Origin of the sequence: Flavimobilis marinus (genome assembly GCF_900113055.1) — a bacterium.
GTDB classification, from domain to species: Bacteria; Actinomycetota; Actinomycetes; order Actinomycetales; family Cellulomonadaceae; genus Flavimobilis; species Flavimobilis marinus.
The window spans coordinates 470651-486688 of the sequence record NZ_FONZ01000002.1; the positions used below are offsets into that span (position 1 = coordinate 470651).

Genomic DNA, 16038 nt, shown 5'->3' on the forward strand with positions numbered 1-16038 from the left:
GGCTCCTTGTCAGTGCGGACGGACGGCACCCAGCTGCTGAGCCACCGTGCGCTGCACCTCGATCGCGTCGAGGGGGCGGGACACCGTCGCGTCGGCGAGCGACCAGGAGGCGAGCCAGGCGTCCTGGGGCCTACCGGTCAGCACGACGACGGGCGGGCACCCGTACACCTCGTCCTTCATCTGGCGGCACAGCCCCATCCCCCCGGACTTGTCCGCCTCGCCGTCGAGGATAACGAGGTCGAACGACGCCACGTCCGCCATGTCCATGACGCCCGCGTGGGTCGCGGCCTCGTGCCACGTGATCTCGGGAGCGCCGACCGCCAGGCGCGGTCCGACGGCAGTCCGCACGCGCTCCCGCACGGCCGGGTCGTCGCTGTGCAGCAGGATGCGGGGACCGGGCCGGCTGCCCTCGTCAGGAACGGTCGCGTCGTGGTGCGTGAGGGACATCGTCATCGCCTTCGCTGGTCGGGTGGTGCACTGCTCGGACGATCTTGTCACGCACCGCTGGACGGCGGCGAAACGACCCGCGTGCGGACTGACATTATTGGTGAAGCCGTCATCAAAGAGTGGCGGAATCCCGCCGCTCCCGCATGGTTCTGCGGTTCGCGGTCGACGGTGACGGCGATTGTGATGCACACAGCCACGCGCGGCATGGGTCTTTGGCCCCGAACGGCCGTCAGTTCGGCCATAATGGCTCTCGTGACGACTGCAACGGCTGCGACCAGCACACCTACGCACGCAAGCGTGAACCGCCCGAACCCGGTGTCCGTGGGCACCATCGTGTGGCTCGCGAGCGAGCTCATGTTCTTCGCCGGGCTCTTCGCGATGTACTTCACGCACCGCTCGGTGATGCCCGCCCAGGAGTGGTCCAGCCACTCGGACAACCTCGCGTTCTGGTTCGCCCTGGCGAACACGACCGTCCTGGTCCTGTCCTCGGTGACCTGCCAGATGGGCGTGTGGGCGGCCGAGCGCTTCCAGCCGACGCGGTCCGGATCGATCTTCCAGGTCTCCCGCTGGGGCATGAACGAGTGGATGACCCTCACGTTCATCATGGGTTCGGTGTTCGTCGCTGGGCAGGCGTACGAGTACGCGGAGCTCGTCCAGCACGGGGTCACGATCTCCTCGAGCCCGTACGGCTCGGTCTTCTACATCACCACCGGCTTCCACGCCATCCACGTCATCGGTGGGCTCATCGCCTTCCTGTTCGTGCTGGGCCGGTCGTTCGCGGCCAAGAAGTTCGGGCACCACGAGGCGACCACCGCGATCGTCACGTCGTACTACTGGCACTTCGTCGACGTCGTGTGGATCGCGCTGTTCATCGTCGTCTACGTCCTGCGCTGACGCACCGGACGCCCCGGCGTCCGCACCTGCTCCACCCCCGCTCCACCGACACCCGAGACGCGAGACGAGGATCATCCCGTGAAGGCACTCGCCGCCCGCCGGCACCACAGGCTGGCACCGGTCGTGCTGCTGTTCCTGGCGCTCCTGGCCATGGGCGGCGCCTACGCCGCCGTGGCCCCCGCCACAGCCAACGCCGAGACCATGACCGAAGACGACGTGGCCAAGGGCAAGCAGCTCTTCGAGGCCAACTGCGCGACCTGCCACGGCCCCGGCGCCACCGGGACGCAGGACGGCCCCTCGCTCGTCGGCGTCGGTAGCGCCGCCGTCCACTTCCAGGTCAGCACCGGTCGCATGCCGATGCAGATGAGCGGTCCGCAGGCGATGGCCAAGCCGCCGCAGTTCGACGAGGAGCAGACCCTCCAGCTCGCGGCGTACGTCGCGACGCTCGGCGCCGGCCCGTCCATCCCCACCGCTGAGATGGTCGACCCTGCCCTCGGCAACTCGGCCAACGGAGCCGCCCTGTTCCGCACCAACTGCGCGATGTGCCACAACGCCGTCGGCGCCGGCGGCGCCCTGACCGAGGGCAAGTACGCCCCGGCCCTGTGGGACACCACGCCCACGGCGCTCTACGAGGCGATGGCCACCGGTCCGCAGGCGATGCCCGTGTTCAACGACGCGAACCTGACCCCCGAGGAGAAGCGCGACGTGATCGCGTTCCTCGCTGAGCAGCGCGACGGATCGGTCGGCGGGCTCACGCTCGGCTCGCTCGGCCCCGTCAGCGAGGGCCTGTGGGTCTTCGTCGTCGGCCTCGGCCTGCTGATCGCCGCTTCTGTCTGGATCGGAGCCAAGTCCTCGTGACCACCCCAGAAAACCCGAACGACGTCGTCGCCTCCGGTACCCCCGGGACCGACCTCACGACCCACCCGGAGCGCTTCACCGACCCGGGCATGCCTGAGCACCAGCTGCGCTCCACGGACACGGACCCGCGCGCCGCCAAGCGCGCCGAGCGCACCGTCATCATCCTCTTCGTGCTGTCGATCCTCGGCGCGATCGGGACGATCGTCGCCTACGTCGCGCTGCCGCTCACCGACGACCCCTCGACCGTCAAGGCTGCGAACCTCGGCCTGGGCCTCGGTCTGACGATCAGCCTCCTCGGCATCGGCTTCGCCGCCGTGCACTGGGCCAAGACCCTCATGTCCGACCACGAGGTCGCCGAGAAGCGCAAGCCCGTGGCGAGCTCGCAGGAGGACCGCGTCGCCGCCGTCCAGGCGTTGAACGACGGCGTGCGCGACTCCGGCATCGGCCGTCGTGGCGTGCTCAAGGGCGCGATGATCTCCGCCCTGGCACTGTTCCCGCTGACGATCGCCGTCCCGCTGGTCGGCAACCTCGGCGGTGACTGGAAGGTCTCCAAGTTCCGTCACACGATCTGGAGCAAGGGCACGCGCCTCGCCCAGGACCCGTCGGGACGGCCCATCAAGGCCGCGGACGTCACCATCGGGTCGGTGTTCCACGTCATCCCGGACGGGCTTCGCGAGCACAGCCACTGGCTGGAGGAGAAGGCCAAGTCGATCGTCCTGCTCGTCCGGATCGACGAGCGCGAGCTCAAGACGACCGAGAAGACCAAGGACTGGCACTACAACGGCATCGTGGCCTACTCGAAGATCTGCACGCACGTCGGCTGCCCCGTGGCGCTGTACGAGCAGCAGACGCACCACCTGCTGTGCCCCTGCCACCAGTCCACCTTCGACGTCGCCGACGGCGCCAAGGTCGTCTTCGGCCCCGCCAAGCGCCCGCTGCCGCAGCTGCCGATCACCGTCGACGACGAGGGCTACCTCGTCGCGCAGGCAGACTTCGACGAGCCGGTCGGCCCGAGCTACTGGGAGCGCCTCAAGTGAGCACCACGACGCAGCAGCCCCGCGGCGCAGCAGCCGCGGACTTCCTCGACCAGCGCACCGGCGTGGGCTCCGCCGTCAAGGAGTTCGCCCGCAAGGTCTTCCCCGACCACTGGTCGTTCCTCCTCGGTGAGATCGCGCTCTACTCGTTCGTCGTCCTGATCCTCTCGGGCGCGTTCCTCACGATGTTCTTCGTCCCGAGCATGGGGCTGATCACCTACCCCACGGACGCGCTCCCGGTGAGCATGCAGGGCGTGGAGATGTCTGAGGCCTTCGCCTCGACGCTGCACATGTCGTTCGAGGTTCGCGGCGGTCTGCTCATGCGGCAGATCCACCACTGGGCCGCCCTGCTCTTCATGGCCTCGATCGTGGCGCACATGATGCGCGTGTTCTTCACGGGCGCGTTCCGCAAGCCGCGCGAGCTCAACTGGCTGGTCGGCTTCACCCTGATGATCCTGGGTCTCCTCGCCGGCTTCTCGGGGTACTCCCTGCCCGACGACGTGCTCTCGGGCAACGGCCTGCGGATCGCCGACGGTGTCGCCCGGTCGATCCCCGTGATTGGTTCGTACGCCTCGTACGCGCTCTTCGGCGGCGAGTTCCCGGGCGAGCAGATCATCCCGCGCCTGTTCACCGTGCACATCCTGCTGATCCCTGCGCTCATCCTCGCGCTGGTCGGTCTGCACCTGTTCATGGTCGTCCTACACAAGCACACGCAGTACCCGGGCGGCGGCCGGACCGACAAGAACGTCGTCGGCTACCCGCTGTTCCCCGTGTACGTCGCCAAGGCCGGTGGCTTCTTCTTCATCGTGTTCGGGGTGCTCGCCCTCATGGGCGCCACCATGGCGATCAACAACGTCTGGAACTACGGTCCGTACGACCCCTCACCGGTGTCCGCGGGCGCCCAGCCCGACTGGTACATGCTCTTCCTCGAGGGCGGCCTGCGCCTGATGCCCGGGTGGGAGTCGGAGATCTTCGGCTTCACCATCTCCTGGAACATCCTCGTTCCGGGCGTCGTGATCCCCGGTCTGCTGTTCACGTTCCTGGCGGTCTACCCGTTCCTCGAGGCCGCCGCTACCCGCGACAAGCGCGAGCACCACGTGCTCGACCGCCCGCGCAACGTGCCGACGCGCACGGCGCTCGGCATGGCGTTCCTCACGGCCTTCGGCATCCTCGTCCTCGCGGGCTCGAACGACCTCATCGCGACGCACTTCATGATGTCGATCAACCAGATCACCTGGGCGTTCCGCGTCCTGATCTTCGTCGGTCCGGTGATCGCGTTCTGGGCGACCAAGCGCATCTGCCTGAGCCTGCAGCGCAAGGACCGGGAGCTGGTACTCCACGGCCACGAGACCGGCCGGATCGTGCGGTTTGCCAACGGGGAGTACATCGAGGTGCACCGTCCCCTCGACGAGCAGGAGCGGTGGCTGCGTGTCGGCCACGACGTCCAGCGGCCCCTGGAGATCGACCCGCCCGAGGACGCCCGCGGCGTGCGCCGCAAGGGCTACCGGGCCGACAAGCGTGCGCAGCGTCTCTCCCGGTTCTTCTTCGAGGACCGCGTCGAGCCCGTCACCCCCGCGGAGCTCGCGGAGGCGCACTCGCACGAGGCGCATGCGGTCCCGGCCCAAGGTTCGCCCCACGCCGAGATCAGCGACGCATCCGGCCCCGACGAGCGGAATCACTGAGCACGCGGTTGAGTTGTCACAGACGGAGCCCTGGCGCCCTCCCGGGTGCCGGGGCTCCGTCATCGCACCAAATCACGGCGCCTGGCGCCACGACGATGGAGGCACAGCATGGCTGAGTACACCCTTCCCGACCTTCCCTACGACTACGCCGCACTCGCCCCGCACATCTCCGGGCGGATCATGGAGCTGCACCACTCCAAGCACCACGCGACGTACGTCGCCGGCGCCAACACGGCGCTCGAGAAGATGGCCGAGGCTCGGGAGAACGGCGCCTTCGAGACCGTGAACCTGCTCGAGAAGAACCTCGCGTTCAACCTCGGTGGGCACATCAACCACTCGGTCTTCTGGCAGAACCTCTCCCCCGAGGGTGGCGACAAGCCCACCGGCGAGCTCGCTGCGGCGATCGACGAGTTCTTCGGCTCGTTCGACAAGTTCCAGGCGCACTTCACCGCGAACGCCCTGGGCATCCAGGGGTCGGGCTGGTCGATCCTCGCGTGGGACTCGATCGGTGCCCGCCCCGTGATCGTGCAGCTCTACGACCAGCAGGGCAACGTGCCCGTGGGCCTGACCCCGCTGCTCATGCTCGACATGTGGGAGCACGCGTTCTACCTCGACTACGTCAACGTCAAGGCGGACTACGTCAAGGCCTTCTGGAACATCGTCAGCTGGGCCGACGTCACCGCGCGCTTCGAGCGCGCACGCACGCAGACGTCGGGGCTCCTGGTCGCTGGCTGACCACCGCCCACGTCAGGGGCGCCCCGCCGACCGCGCGGGGCGCCCCTTCGCGCATGTACGGGGGCCTGGCGGAGGACAGCCGTCGCCTATCCTGGAACTTGGTACGCACGACGGACTCCGCTGCTGGCGGGGCACGAAGGAGGAGGGCGCGTGGCGCGCAGGAAGACCCGGTGGGGCATGGCCCTCACGGAGAAGCTCACGCTCGTCCTGGGCCCGGCGCAGGTCGGGAACCCGGTCGCGCCGCTGCGCCCTGCCACCGTCGACGAGGCCGGCCGCGACAGCGCGCTGCGGACGGAGTTCCGTCGCGTCGTGGCACCGGACGGTTCCGTGCACCTCGAGCAGGTGCACATCGAGCCCTGAAGGTGCTCGACAGCGCTCAGGGTCCGATACCCCGCAACGCAGCAGGGCCCCGACCAGACGGTCGGGACCCTGCAGTGCCGTGGCGCGCGGCGGTCGGCCGCGCGCAGCTCAGTGCGCGTGCACCCCACGTGAGTACTCGAAGACCCAGCCGACCAGGCCGATGATCCCGAGCGCCGCGCCGATGTAGAACACCCACCACCCGACAGCAAGACCGAGGAAGCAGATCGCTCCGGTGCCAGCGAGCACCAGCGGCCACCAGCTCCAGGGCGCGTACACGCCCTGGTCCCCGGCACCCTGCTCGATCTCACCGTGCGCGTCGTCCTCGGGCCGAGCGTCGATGCGCGCGGCCGTCATCGCCAGGTAGGCACCGATCATCGCCGCCAGGCCGGCGACGAGCAGCAGGCACGCGGTGCCGACAGGCTCCCAGGAGCTCCAGAACCCGTAGACCACGCCGACGACGACGAAGAACGGGGCGAGGTAGATGAAGAGGCGTGTCTCGATCTTCACTTCCGGTCCTCCTGGTCGTCCTGGGGATCGATGATCTTGGTGGCCGACTTCTCCGGCTCGCCGTCGTTGCTGCCCGCGCGGGCCGCCGTGAGCGACTGCTCGCCGCGGCGGTCCGCCTCGCCCAGCACCTGGTCGAGCAGGTTGGGGTTCGGGTCCATGTGATCCATCGCCGCGACCTCGGGGTGGTGCAGGTCGAAGGCCGGACGCTCGGAGCGGATGCGCGGAAGGCTCACGAAGTTGTGGCGCGGCGGCGGGCAGGACGTCGCCCACTCGAGCGAGGAGCCGTAGCCCCACGGGTCGTCGACCGCCACGCGCGGCGCACGACGCCAGGTGATGTAGACGTTCCAGATGAACGGCAGGGTCGACGCTGCGAGCAGGAATGACCCCACGGTCGAGACCTGGTTCATCCAGGTGAAGCCCTCGGTCGCCATGTAGTCCGGGTAGCGCCGCGGCATGCCGCGCACGCCGAGGAAGTGCTGGATGAGGAAGGTTGCGTGGAAACCGAAGAACAGGGTCCAGAAGTGGATCTTGCCCAGCCGCTCGTTCAGCATCGTCCCGGTGAACTTGGGCCACCAGAAGTAGAAGCCGGCGAACATCGCGAAGACGACCGTGCCGAACACGACGTAGTGGAAGTGCGCGACCACGAAGTACGAGTCGGACAGGTGGAAGTCGAGTGCCGGGCTCGCGAGGATGATGCCCGTGAGACCACCGAAGAGGAAGGTCACGAGGAAACCGATCGACCACAGCATGGGCGTCTCGAAGGTGATCTTCCCTCGCCACATCGTGCCGATCCAGTTGAAGAACTTCACTCCGGTGGGCACCGCGATGAGCATCGTCATGAGTGCGAAGAACGGCAGGAGCACGGCGCCGGTGACGTACATGTGGTGGGCCCACACCGTGACCGACAGCGCGGCGATGGCGATCGTCGCGAACACGATGCCCTTGTAGCCGAAGAGCGGCTTGCGGCTGAAGACGGGGATGATCTCGGACACGATGCCGAAGAACGGCAACGCGATGATGTAGACCTCGGGGTGCCCGAAGAACCAGAACAGGTGCTGCCAGAGCAGCGCGCCACCGTTCTCAGGGTTGAAGATCTGCGCGCCCAGGCGCCGGTCGGCACCAAGGCCGAAGAGCGCGGCGGCCAGCGGGGGGAACGCCATCAGCACCAGGATGCTGGTGATGAGGGTGTTCCAGGTGAAGATCGCCATGCGGAACATGGTCATGCCCGGCGCACGCATCGTGATGATGGTCGTGATGAAGTTGACCGCTCCCAGGATGGTCCCGAAACCGGTCATCGCGAGGCCGAACACCCACAGGTCTCCACCGAGGCCCGGGCTGAACGTGGTGTTCGACAGCGGCGCATAGGCGAACCAGCCGAACGACGCGGCGCCCTGGGGCGTGAAGAAGCCGGCGCACGCGATGAGGCCGCCGAACAGGTACAGCCAGTAGGCGAACATGTTCAGGCGTGGGAACGCGACGTCGGGGGCGCCGATCTGCAGCGGCATGATGATGTTCGCGAAGCCCGCGAACAGCGGGGTGGCGAAGAGCAGCAGCATGATCGTGCCGTGCATCGTGAAGAGCTGGTTGTACTGCTCCTTGCTCTGCACCAGCTGGATCCCGGGCTCGAACAGCTCAGCTCGGATCACCAGCGCCATCAGGCCGCCGATGCAGAAGAACAGGAAAGACGTGATCAGGTACATGTACCCGATCGTCTTGTGGTCGGTGGAGGTCACCCACTTGACGACCGTGCTGCCCAGGTTCTGTCGCCGGGGGTTCAGACCGGGCGTGCCGGCTGCGGCGCTGCTCATTCGTTGGTCCCATCGATGATCGCGGCGTCCTCGTTGTTCGACCCGTCCTGGATCGGTGAGTCCGTCCCGCTGTAGCGGCGGTTGAGGTCGAGGCCGAGCTGGCCGGTCTGCCCCGCAGCGCGCAGCTCGTCCATCTTGGCGTCGTACTCGGCGCGCGGCACGATCGCCAGGTTGAAGAGCATGCCGGAGTGGTGCTCGCCGCAGAGCTCGGCGCACTTGCCGGCGTAGTAGCCGACGCGCTCGGGCACGAGCTGCATGACGTTGGTCCGGCCCGGGATCATGTCGAGCTTGTCGAGGAACGCCGGGACCCAGAAGGAGTGGATGACGTCACGGGCGTCGAGCACGAGCTCGACCTGCTCGCCGACCGGGAGGTACAGGGTCGGCAGCGACTCGTCCGTGCCGAGCGCACCGTCGAGGCTCGTGTCGCCGCCCAGGCTGCCGACGTCGGTCGCGTGGCGGCCTGTCTCGTAGACCCCGTCGTCTAGGTAGTTGAAGTCCCAGCTCCACTGCTTGCCGATGACCTGGATGGTGACGTCCGGCTCTGCGTCCGTCGCGCGGATCTCGGTCATGTCGCGCTGCGTGAAGAAGAACAGCACGCCGACCATGACGATCGGGATCGCGGTGTACATCATCTCGAGCGGCACGTGGTAGCGCGTCTGGATGGGGAGCACGCGGTCGTTCTTGCGCTTCCGGTAGGCCACGACGCACCACAGGATGAGGCCCCACGTCAGGAGCCCGACGGCCAGGGCGGCGATCCAGGCGCCGTTCCAGAGGCTCGTGATGCGGTCCGTGTGGTTGGTCACCGGCCCGTCCGAGTAGCCCGGGAGGTAGCCGCGCTGGGCGTCCTCCGAGCAGCCGGCGACGAGCAGCGCGACGGCGATGCTGGCGACGAAACCACGCAGCGCCGGTCGGCGTCGTGCGCGGGTGGGAGTCTGCGGGTGCAAGGGGGGCCTTTCGCGTCACGTCCCAGGTCGGGCTCGCGTCGTTCTCCGACGCGCGTCCTGGGACCTTGGTCCTCGACATGGAGAGCCTATCGCCTGGATCTGGCCCCGCTCGCCCCCAGGCCCCGGGGAGTCATGGCACTTCACTGCTTTTTGTCACCAACAGCACGAGCGTGGTCCGCCGAGGGCTCTGGCGACGACGCGCTAGCGTCAGCAGCATGAGCTCCTCTCCCCTGTCCCGCGTCGTCCTGGACACCTCGGCGGTGGCCCCGCCGCGCCCCGAGGTGCTCGAGGCCGCCCGGGAGGCCTGGCGCGAGGGCTGGTCGGAGCCGTCCGGCCTGCACAGCGAGGCACGCCAGGCAGCCGCGCTGCTGTCGGCCGCTCGCCAGGCGGTGGCCGAGGCGCTCGGAGCGCGCAGCGACGAGGTGCACTTCACGGCGACGCCGGTCACGGCCGCGCACGGCGCGGTCGCTGCCCTCGCGCACGGTCGGCGCCGGGTCGGCAGGCGCATCGTCGTGAGCGCGGTCGAGCGGGCAGCGGTCCTGGCCGCCGCGGACTTCGTCGCCGGGGACGACGTCACCATCGTGCCCGTCGATCAGCACGGGCGCGTGGACGCCGAGGCCATGGTTGACGCCCTGCGCGAGCCTGGCGTCGCCTTCGCCGCGCTCCAGCACGCCAACGGCGAGGTCGGGTCGCTGCAGCCGGTCGCCGAGGTGCACGCGGTCGCGCGCGCGCACGGCGTCCCCCTGCTCGTCGACGCCGGGGCCAGCCTCGGCCACGTCGCGGTCGGGCCGTCGTGGGACGTGCTCACGGCGAACCCGAGCGCGTGGGGCGGCCCGGTCGGCGTCGGGCTGCTGGTCGTGCGCACGGGCGTCCGCGCACTCCTGCCCGGGCCCGAGGACGCCGACCCGTTCGCGCCCGGCGGGGTGAGCGTGCCCACGGCCTTCGCCGCCGCAGTAGGGCTCCGAGCCGCGCTCGCTGCCCAGGACGCGTCGGACCGACGGCGGCGGGCGATCGTCGACCGGCTGCGCGCGCAGGTGCCGGCGACGGTCCCGGACGTCGACGTCGTCGGACACCCCGACGCCCGGCTCCCGCACGTGGTGACCTTCTCGTTCTTGTACGTCGACGGCGAGGCCCTGCTGGGTGAGCTCGACCGGGCGGGCTTCGCCGTCGGCTCCGGGTCGGCGTGCACGTCGCTGTCGCTCGAGCCGAGCCACGTGCTCGCCGCCATGGGCGCGCTGACGCACGGCAACATCAGGATCGCGCTGCACGACGGCGTCACCGACGACGACGTCGAGCGCTTCCTGGCCACGCTGCCTCGCGCCGTGGCCGCCGTGCGCGAACGGCTCGGGGTCTCAGGCCTGTGACCGGCGCGATCGTGGTCGACGCCCGCGGCCTGCGCTGCCCGCTCCCGGTGATCCGTCTTGCCGCCCGGGCGCGCGACCTGCCGCCCGGCAGCACCCTCGTGCTGCTCGCCGACGACCCCGCCGTGCGCAGCGACGTGCCCGCGTGGGCCCGGATGCGCGGGCACGCGATGGCGGACGTCGCCGAGCGCGACGGTCAGCTCACGCTGACGGTCGTCCTGGGCTGAGACCCGGACGACACGCCCCCCGGACGACCCGAGGGCCGGTCCGTGACGGACCGGCCCTCGGGCACGACGTGCGGCGCCGCAGCGCCTGCGACTCAGCTGAAGGAGTCTCCGCAGGCGCAGGACGAACCCGCGTTGGGGTTGTCGATCGTGAAGCCCTGCTTCTCGATCGTGTCCGCGAAGTCGATGGTGGCGCCCTCGAGGTAGGGGACGCTCATCTTGTCGAGGACGACCTCGACACCGTCGAAGTCGCGGACCGCGTCGCCGTCGAGCAGACGCTCGTCGAAGTACAGCTGGTAGATCAGGCCGGAGCAGCCGCCCGGCTGCACCGCGAGACGCAGGCGAAGGTCGTCGCGACCCTCCTGCTCCAGCAGGCTGCGGACCTTGGCGGCGGCGACGTCCGTCAGGGTCACTCCGTGGGTGGTGGTCTCGGTGGTCTCGCTCATGGAGGTCTCCGCTCGGCTGGAGGGGCGTCGGTCAGGTGGTCAACACCGCGTGACGCGAGGTTGTTCCCGTCCAGCCTAACGCCGCCCTACCGCGACCAGGTCCGCGCCACCCGAGGGACGACACCGAGCACGTCCGACGCTGCGGCGGACCGCCGAGGCTCCTCGTAGACCGCGCTGATGCCCGCGGCGGCCCACTCGCGCCTCCCGGCCACGCAGTGCCCCGCGACGACCACGACGGGGACGGCGACCTCCAGCGCGAGCTCGCCGACGAGGGCGACCGTGCCGTCGTGCATCTCGCCACCGTCGACGGCCGGCACGACGACGACGACGACGTCCGAGCCGTTGATGGCGGCGTCGAGACCTGCACGGTCCGCGACGACGCGCAGGCCAGGGGCGAGCCGCACGCCGAGGGCGTGCAGGACGAGCGCCGCACCGCCACCCGCGCCCGGCAGGGCGCCAAGCGCACGGACGCTGGCAGCGGGTCCGGAGCCCGCGAGGAGGTCGCGTCCCGCGAGACCAGCGAGCGCGGCGAGCGCGTGCGCGAGGTCGCCGAGGTTGTGCTCGAGAGCCTGCGCGACGACGGGGTCCAGCCGCCGCGCTTCGGCGAGCCCGGCGGCGAGCCCTGCGAGCCCGAGGACCGGGTCGCTCGAGCGGTAGGCGCCCACCACGTCCCGGGCGCCGAGCGCGCGTCGCAGCCGTGCGACGTCGGGCAGGTCCGTCGCGCGCACGCCACCGAGCCCGGCTCCGCCGGCGACCAGCCGATCACGCCCAGGGACCGGGACGCCGAGGACCTCGGCCAGTCCGACGAGCAGCCCCGCTCCCCCGTCGGCCCAGCCGTGCACCGGGGCGGGCCCGAGCCCGAGCGCGATGGTCCGCGCGTCGGTGGCGAGCGCGGCCCCGAGCATGCGCCCGAGCTCCAGGGACGTCCCGGCCACGAGGTCGGTCGTCCCCGCACCGGCCGGTCCCTCCGGCGCGAGCGCCGTCTCCAGCACGAGCAGCCCTGGGTCAGCGGCCATGAGCGGCCGCGCCACCTCCACGAAGCCGGGTCCGCCGTCCGCCAGGGCCTGGGCCACCACGGCGTCGCGGGGCGCCGCGGACGACCAGGCGCGCGCCGCCGCCCGAGCCACCTCCGGGGCTGCGGCTCGCCAGCCGCTGCCGGCCACCAGGAGGATTCGCATGCGGTCAGTGTGCCCGACGGCGCAGCCTGGGCACGACGTCCGAGGGTCCAGGCCGGGCGGTGTGGGAAGATCTCGACGTGACAGCACAGCAGCAGCAGACGCCCCAGATCTCCGACGCCGCCGGTGGCCCGCGCGCCGCCACGGCCTTCGCGGAGCCCGCCCCGTCGGCCCTCCTGCTCCTCGGCCAGGGCAGCGACCTCGACTCCGAGCGCGGCGTCGAGTGCGTCGGCGCCCTGCCTGCCGCGAGCGATCCCGACCTCGTCGCGCGCGCCCACGCCGCACGCGCCGCCCTCGGGTCCCGCGCCTTCGTGCTGGGCCACCACTACCAGCGCGACGAGGTCATCGACCTCGCCGACGTCACCGGCGACTCGTTCAAACTCGCGCGCGAGGCCGCGGCCCGCCCCGAGGCAGAGTTCATCATCTTCTGCGGCGTCCACTTCATGGCGGAGAGCGCCGACATCCTGACCTCGGACACGCAGCAGGTCATCCTGCCCGACCTCGCCGCTGGCTGCTCCATGGCGGACATGGCCGCGATCGGCCAGGTCGAGGAGGCCTGGGACGTCCTGGCCGACGCCGGCGTCGCGGACCAGACGGTTCCGGTCACGTACATGAACTCGTCCGCCGCGATCAAGGCGTTCACCGGTCGGCACGGCGGCACCATCTGCACGTCCTCGAACGCCCACGTGGCGCTCCGCTGGGCCTTCGACCAGGTGGGCGGCGTCGACGGCACGGGCAAGGTCCTGTTCATGCCGGACCAGCACCTGGGGCGCAACACCGCGGTCCGCGAGCTGGGCCTCAGCCTGGACGACTGCGTGGTCTTCGACCCGCGCAAGCCCGGCGGCGGGCTCACACCGGAGGCCCTGCACGCGGCCCGCATGATCCTGTGGCGCGGGCACTGCTCGGTCCACGGGCGCTTCTCGGTCCGCAACGTCACCGACATCCGTGCGGCCGTACCGGGAGTCACCGTGCTCGTGCACCCCGAGTGCCAGAACCCGGTCGTCGAGGCCGCGGACATGGTGGGCTCGACCGAGTACATCATCAAGGCGCTCGACGCCGCCGAGCCCGGCAGCAGCTGGGCGATCGGCACCGAGCTCAACCTCGTGCGGCGGCTCGCGAACGCCCACCCGGACAAGAACGTGCACTACCTGGACTCGACGGTGTGCTTCTGCTCGACGATGAACCGCATCGACCTGCCGCACCTGGTGTGGGCGATGGAGTCGCTCGTGGCGGGGAACGTCGTCAACCCCATCGTGGTCGACGCCGACGACGCGCACTGGGCGCGCGTCGCGCTCGACCAGATGCTCGCACTGCCCGGGTACTGAGCCTCTACCCTGCTCAGATGACCAGACGGACCCAGCTCGCCCTCGCCACGGCCCGTGCACGCAAGGCCGTGCCCGGGCAGCAGCTCCTCGACCCGTCGGTGACCACCATGCGGGTCACGCCGGGCGACCTCGACCTGTACCTGCACGTGAACAACGGTGTCTACCTGCAGATGATGGACGTCGGACGCGCGAACTTCATCGCCGACCTGGGCCTGGCGCGGGCGCTGCGCGAGCGTGGCTGGTACCCGGTGGTGGCCGCCTCGGCCATGACCTACCGACGCTCCCTCACCGTGGGCCAGCGCTTCCAGCTCGTCACGCGGGTGCTCGGCTGGGACCAGCGCGTCGTCTACCTCGAGCAGGCCTTCTGGCTCAGGGACGACCTGGTGGCGCGCGGGATCGTGGCCGGTCGCTTCCTGGCGCGCGGCGACGGCCGCGTGCCCGCCCCGGACGTCGCCGCGCTCGCCGGCTGGCACGCCCCCTCCCCGGACCTCCCCGCGGACGTCGCCGCCTGGGCGGCCGCCGTCGGGGTCGCGTACCGGCCGCGGTCCGAGTCACCCGGGCCGGTCGACTAACCTGGGAGCGTGTTCTCCAAGAAGACGTCCCGCGCCGACGAGATCCCCGCCCCTGCTGTCGCCCCCGAGCTCCAGCACGGCGGGAAGAAGGCCGGGCCGACCCCGAAGCGCAAGGAGCGGGAGGCGGCGAACCGCGTCCCGCTGGTTCCCGGTGACCGCCGCGCCGCGGCGAAGGTCGCGCGCGCGAAGATCCGCGAGGAGCGCGAGACCCAGTACCGCGCCCTGCAGACGGGCGACGAGCGCCACCTGCCCCCGCGCGACAAGGGCCCGGTGCGCCGCTACGTGCGCGACTTCGTGGACGCGCGCCGCAACCTCGGCGAGATCTTCCTGTTCGTCGCCGTCATCTTCATGGTGCTGGTGCTGTTCGTCCCCACGCAGGCCGCCGTGGTCGTCACGTCGCTGCTGTACGTCATCGTGCTGGGCACGATCCTCGACGGCTTCCTGATGTGGCGCTCGCTGAAGAAGCGCCTGCACGCGAAGTTCGGTGCTGAGAAGATCGACAAGTCGCTGCGCTGGTACGCCGTCATGCGGGCGTTCCAGATCCGCCGCGCCCGCCTGCCCAAGCCCCAGGTCAAGCACGGCGAGTACCCCGTCTGAGGCAGGCCGCGCGCGAGCGCGCCGCATCGACCGTAGATTTGCGGTCATGGTCAACTACCGACACCTGGGCCGCTCCGGCCTGAAGATCACCGAAATCATCTACGGCAACTGGCTCACGCACGGCTCGCAGGTCGAGAACGAGGTCGCCACGCAGTGCGTGCACGCCGCGCTCGACGCGGGGATCACCACGTTCGACACCGCCGACGTCTACGCCAACACCAAGGCCGAGCAGGTGCTCGGCGACGCGCTCAAGGGGCAGCGTCGCGAGTCGCTCGAGATCCTGACGAAGGTCTACTGGCCGACCGGGCCCGGCGGCGCGAACGACACCGGGCTCTCGCGCAAGCACATCATGGAATCGATCGCCGGCTCGCTGCGCCGCCTCGGCACGGACTACGTGGACGTCTACCAGGCGCACCGCTACGACCACCACACGCCGCTCGAGGAGACGATGCAGGCGTTCGCCGACATCGTGCACCAGGGCAAGGCGCACTACATCGGCGTCAGCGAGTGGACGGCCGACCAGATCCGCGCCGGCCACGCCCTCGCCAGCGACCTCGGCATCTCGCTCGTCTCGAGCCAGCCGCAGTACTCGATGCTGTGGCGCGTCATCGAGCCCGAGGTCGTGCCGACGTCGGCCGAGCTGGGCGTCAGCCAGATCGTGTGGTCGCCCATCGCGCAGGGCGTCCTGACCGGCAAGTACACGCCGGGCGGCGAGCTGCCCGCCGGCTCGCGCGCGACCGACCCGTCGGGCTCGAAGATGATCAGCCGGTTCATGCGTGACGAGGTCCTCGAGCGCGTGCAGGGCCTGCGCCCGGTCGCGGACGAGCTCGGCCTGTCCATGGCGCAGCTCGCCGTCGCCTGGGTGCTGCAGAACGAGAACGTCGCCGGCGCGATCATCGGGGCCTCGCGTCCCGAGCAGGTCGTGGAGAACGTCAAGGCCGCCGGGGTGCAGATCCCGGCCGAGCTGATGACGCGCATCGACGAGGTTCTCGGTGACGTCGTCGAGCGCGACGCGGGCAAGACCGCCGCCGAGCAGCCCACCAGCCGCTGACACCCCCCCGGGCCGGGG

The 16038-nt window shown here is 70.3% G+C and carries 18 protein-coding genes; 12 read left to right on the forward strand and 6 right to left on the reverse strand.

Translation table 11 applies throughout. From position 1 onward, the window contains the following. Positions 1–9: 9 nt before the first annotated feature. Positions 10–447 (reverse strand): response regulator, encoded by a 438-nt coding sequence (locus tag BMZ30_RS07200; protein ID WP_093377396.1) that lies wholly within the window; start codon positions 445–447, stop codon positions 10–12. 243 nt (positions 448–690) lie between these two features. Here BMZ30_RS07200 and ctaE point away from each other — a divergent pair, with 243 nt between their 5' ends. The 6 genes from ctaE to BMZ30_RS07230 all read left to right on the forward strand — a co-directional run bounded on the left by ctaE (position 691) and on the right by BMZ30_RS07230 (position 6010). Continuing rightward, the gene (ctaE, locus tag BMZ30_RS07205) at positions 691–1341 is read left to right on the forward strand and encodes an aa3-type cytochrome oxidase subunit III (protein ID WP_093376634.1); all 651 of its coding nucleotides are present in this window, start codon (positions 691–693) and stop codon (positions 1339–1341) included. 78 nt (positions 1342–1419) lie between these two features. After that, the gene (gene qcrC / locus BMZ30_RS07210; RefSeq protein ID WP_093376636.1) at positions 1420–2199 is read left to right on the forward strand and encodes a cytochrome bc1 complex diheme cytochrome c subunit; all 780 of its coding nucleotides are present in this window, start codon (positions 1420–1422) and stop codon (positions 2197–2199) included. Continuing rightward, the gene (gene qcrA, locus BMZ30_RS07215) at positions 2196–3236 is read left to right on the forward strand and encodes a cytochrome bc1 complex Rieske iron-sulfur subunit (protein ID WP_373296842.1); all 1041 of its coding nucleotides are present in this window, start codon (positions 2196–2198) and stop codon (positions 3234–3236) included. The genes qcrC and qcrA overlap by 4 nt, the downstream gene beginning before the upstream one ends. Beyond that, on the forward strand, positions 3233–4915 hold the full coding sequence (gene qcrB, locus BMZ30_RS07220; protein ID WP_093376639.1) for a cytochrome bc1 complex cytochrome b subunit: 1683 nt from the start codon (positions 3233–3235) through the stop codon (positions 4913–4915). The genes qcrA and qcrB overlap by 4 nt, the downstream gene beginning before the upstream one ends. Positions 4916–5023: 108 nt before the next feature. After that, entirely contained in the window at positions 5024–5650 is a 627-nt protein-coding gene (locus BMZ30_RS07225) for a superoxide dismutase (protein WP_093376642.1), read from the forward strand. 150 nt (positions 5651–5800) lie between these two features. Next, positions 5801–6010: a hypothetical protein gene (locus BMZ30_RS07230; protein ID WP_229828522.1), complete on the forward strand. Its 210-nt coding sequence runs from the start codon at positions 5801–5803 to the stop codon at positions 6008–6010. 108 nt (positions 6011–6118) lie between these two features. On the opposite strand, the gene BMZ30_RS07235 is transcribed toward BMZ30_RS07230, so the two are convergent. From BMZ30_RS07235 to ctaC, 3 genes are read right to left on the reverse strand one after another with little or no spacing between them, the layout of a single operon-like run. Next, complete coding sequence (locus BMZ30_RS07235; RefSeq protein ID WP_093376647.1) at positions 6119–6517, reverse strand: cytochrome c oxidase subunit 4; 399 nt, start codon at positions 6515–6517, stop codon at positions 6119–6121. Next, complete coding sequence (gene ctaD / locus BMZ30_RS07240) at positions 6514–8325, reverse strand: aa3-type cytochrome oxidase subunit I (RefSeq protein WP_093376651.1); 1812 nt, start codon at positions 8323–8325, stop codon at positions 6514–6516. The genes BMZ30_RS07235 and ctaD overlap by 4 nt, the downstream gene beginning before the upstream one ends. Continuing rightward, a complete protein-coding gene (gene ctaC / locus BMZ30_RS07245; RefSeq protein ID WP_093376653.1) occupies positions 8322–9269 on the reverse strand; it encodes an aa3-type cytochrome oxidase subunit II in 948 nt (315 codons plus the stop codon). The genes ctaD and ctaC overlap by 4 nt, the downstream gene beginning before the upstream one ends. 215 nt (positions 9270–9484) lie before the next feature. Here ctaC and BMZ30_RS07250 point away from each other — a divergent pair, with 215 nt between their 5' ends. After that, positions 9485–10633, forward strand: coding sequence for a cysteine desulfurase family protein (locus BMZ30_RS07250; protein ID WP_093376656.1), 1149 nt, complete (start codon positions 9485–9487; stop codon positions 10631–10633). Beyond that, positions 10630–10857: a sulfurtransferase TusA family protein gene (locus BMZ30_RS07255; protein WP_093376658.1), complete on the forward strand. Its 228-nt coding sequence runs from the start codon at positions 10630–10632 to the stop codon at positions 10855–10857. Before BMZ30_RS07250 ends, BMZ30_RS07255 begins: the two co-directional genes overlap by 4 nt. Positions 10858–10949: 92 nt before the next feature. Here the strand turns inward: BMZ30_RS07255 and BMZ30_RS07260 are convergent, their stop codons facing one another. Beyond that, positions 10950–11300: a HesB/IscA family protein gene (locus tag BMZ30_RS07260; RefSeq protein ID WP_093376661.1), complete on the reverse strand. Its 351-nt coding sequence runs from the start codon at positions 11298–11300 to the stop codon at positions 10950–10952. Positions 11301–11386: 86 nt separating this feature from the next. Beyond that, positions 11387–12478: a glycerate kinase gene (locus tag BMZ30_RS07265; protein ID WP_093376663.1), complete on the reverse strand. Its 1092-nt coding sequence runs from the start codon at positions 12476–12478 to the stop codon at positions 11387–11389. Positions 12479–12585: 107 nt separating this feature from the next. Here BMZ30_RS07265 and nadA point away from each other — a divergent pair, with 107 nt between their 5' ends. The 4 genes from nadA to BMZ30_RS07285 are packed head-to-tail and all read left to right on the forward strand — an operon-like array spanning position 12586 to position 16020. Continuing rightward, a complete protein-coding gene (gene nadA, locus BMZ30_RS07270; protein ID WP_177191319.1) occupies positions 12586–13800 on the forward strand; it encodes a quinolinate synthase NadA in 1215 nt (404 codons plus the stop codon). A gap of 17 nt (positions 13801–13817) precedes the next feature. Beyond that, the gene (locus tag BMZ30_RS07275) at positions 13818–14372 is read left to right on the forward strand and encodes an acyl-CoA thioesterase (RefSeq protein ID WP_093376666.1); all 555 of its coding nucleotides are present in this window, start codon (positions 13818–13820) and stop codon (positions 14370–14372) included. Between the two features lie 9 nt (positions 14373–14381). Then, complete coding sequence (locus tag BMZ30_RS07280; RefSeq protein WP_093376668.1) at positions 14382–14969, forward strand: DUF3043 domain-containing protein; 588 nt, start codon at positions 14382–14384, stop codon at positions 14967–14969. Positions 14970–15015: 46 nt separating this feature from the next. Continuing rightward, entirely contained in the window at positions 15016–16020 is a 1005-nt protein-coding gene (locus BMZ30_RS07285; protein ID WP_093376672.1) for an aldo/keto reductase family protein, read from the forward strand. Positions 16021–16038 lie beyond the last annotated feature (18 nt).

Coding starts and splice junctions, on each gene's coding strand:
- BMZ30_RS07200 (WP_093377396.1), bottom strand. CDS start 447: ATGTCCCTCACGCACCACGACGCGACCGTTCCTGACGAGGGCAGCCGG.
- ctaE (WP_093376634.1), top strand. CDS start 691: ATGGCTCTCGTGACGACTGCAACGGCTGCGACCAGCACACCTACGCAC.
- BMZ30_RS07225 (WP_093376642.1), top strand. CDS start 5,024: ATGGCTGAGTACACCCTTCCCGACCTTCCCTACGACTACGCCGCACTC.
- ctaD (WP_093376651.1), bottom strand. CDS start 8,325: ATGAGCAGCGCCGCAGCCGGCACGCCCGGTCTGAACCCCCGGCGACAG.
- BMZ30_RS07250 (WP_093376656.1), top strand. CDS start 9,485: ATGAGCTCCTCTCCCCTGTCCCGCGTCGTCCTGGACACCTCGGCGGTG.
- BMZ30_RS07260 (WP_093376661.1), bottom strand. CDS start 11,300: ATGAGCGAGACCACCGAGACCACCACCCACGGAGTGACCCTGACGGAC.
- BMZ30_RS07265 (WP_093376663.1), bottom strand. CDS start 12,478: ATGCGAATCCTCCTGGTGGCCGGCAGCGGCTGGCGAGCCGCAGCCCCG.
- BMZ30_RS07275 (WP_093376666.1), top strand. CDS start 13,818: ATGACCAGACGGACCCAGCTCGCCCTCGCCACGGCCCGTGCACGCAAG.
- BMZ30_RS07285 (WP_093376672.1), top strand. CDS start 15,016: ATGGTCAACTACCGACACCTGGGCCGCTCCGGCCTGAAGATCACCGAA.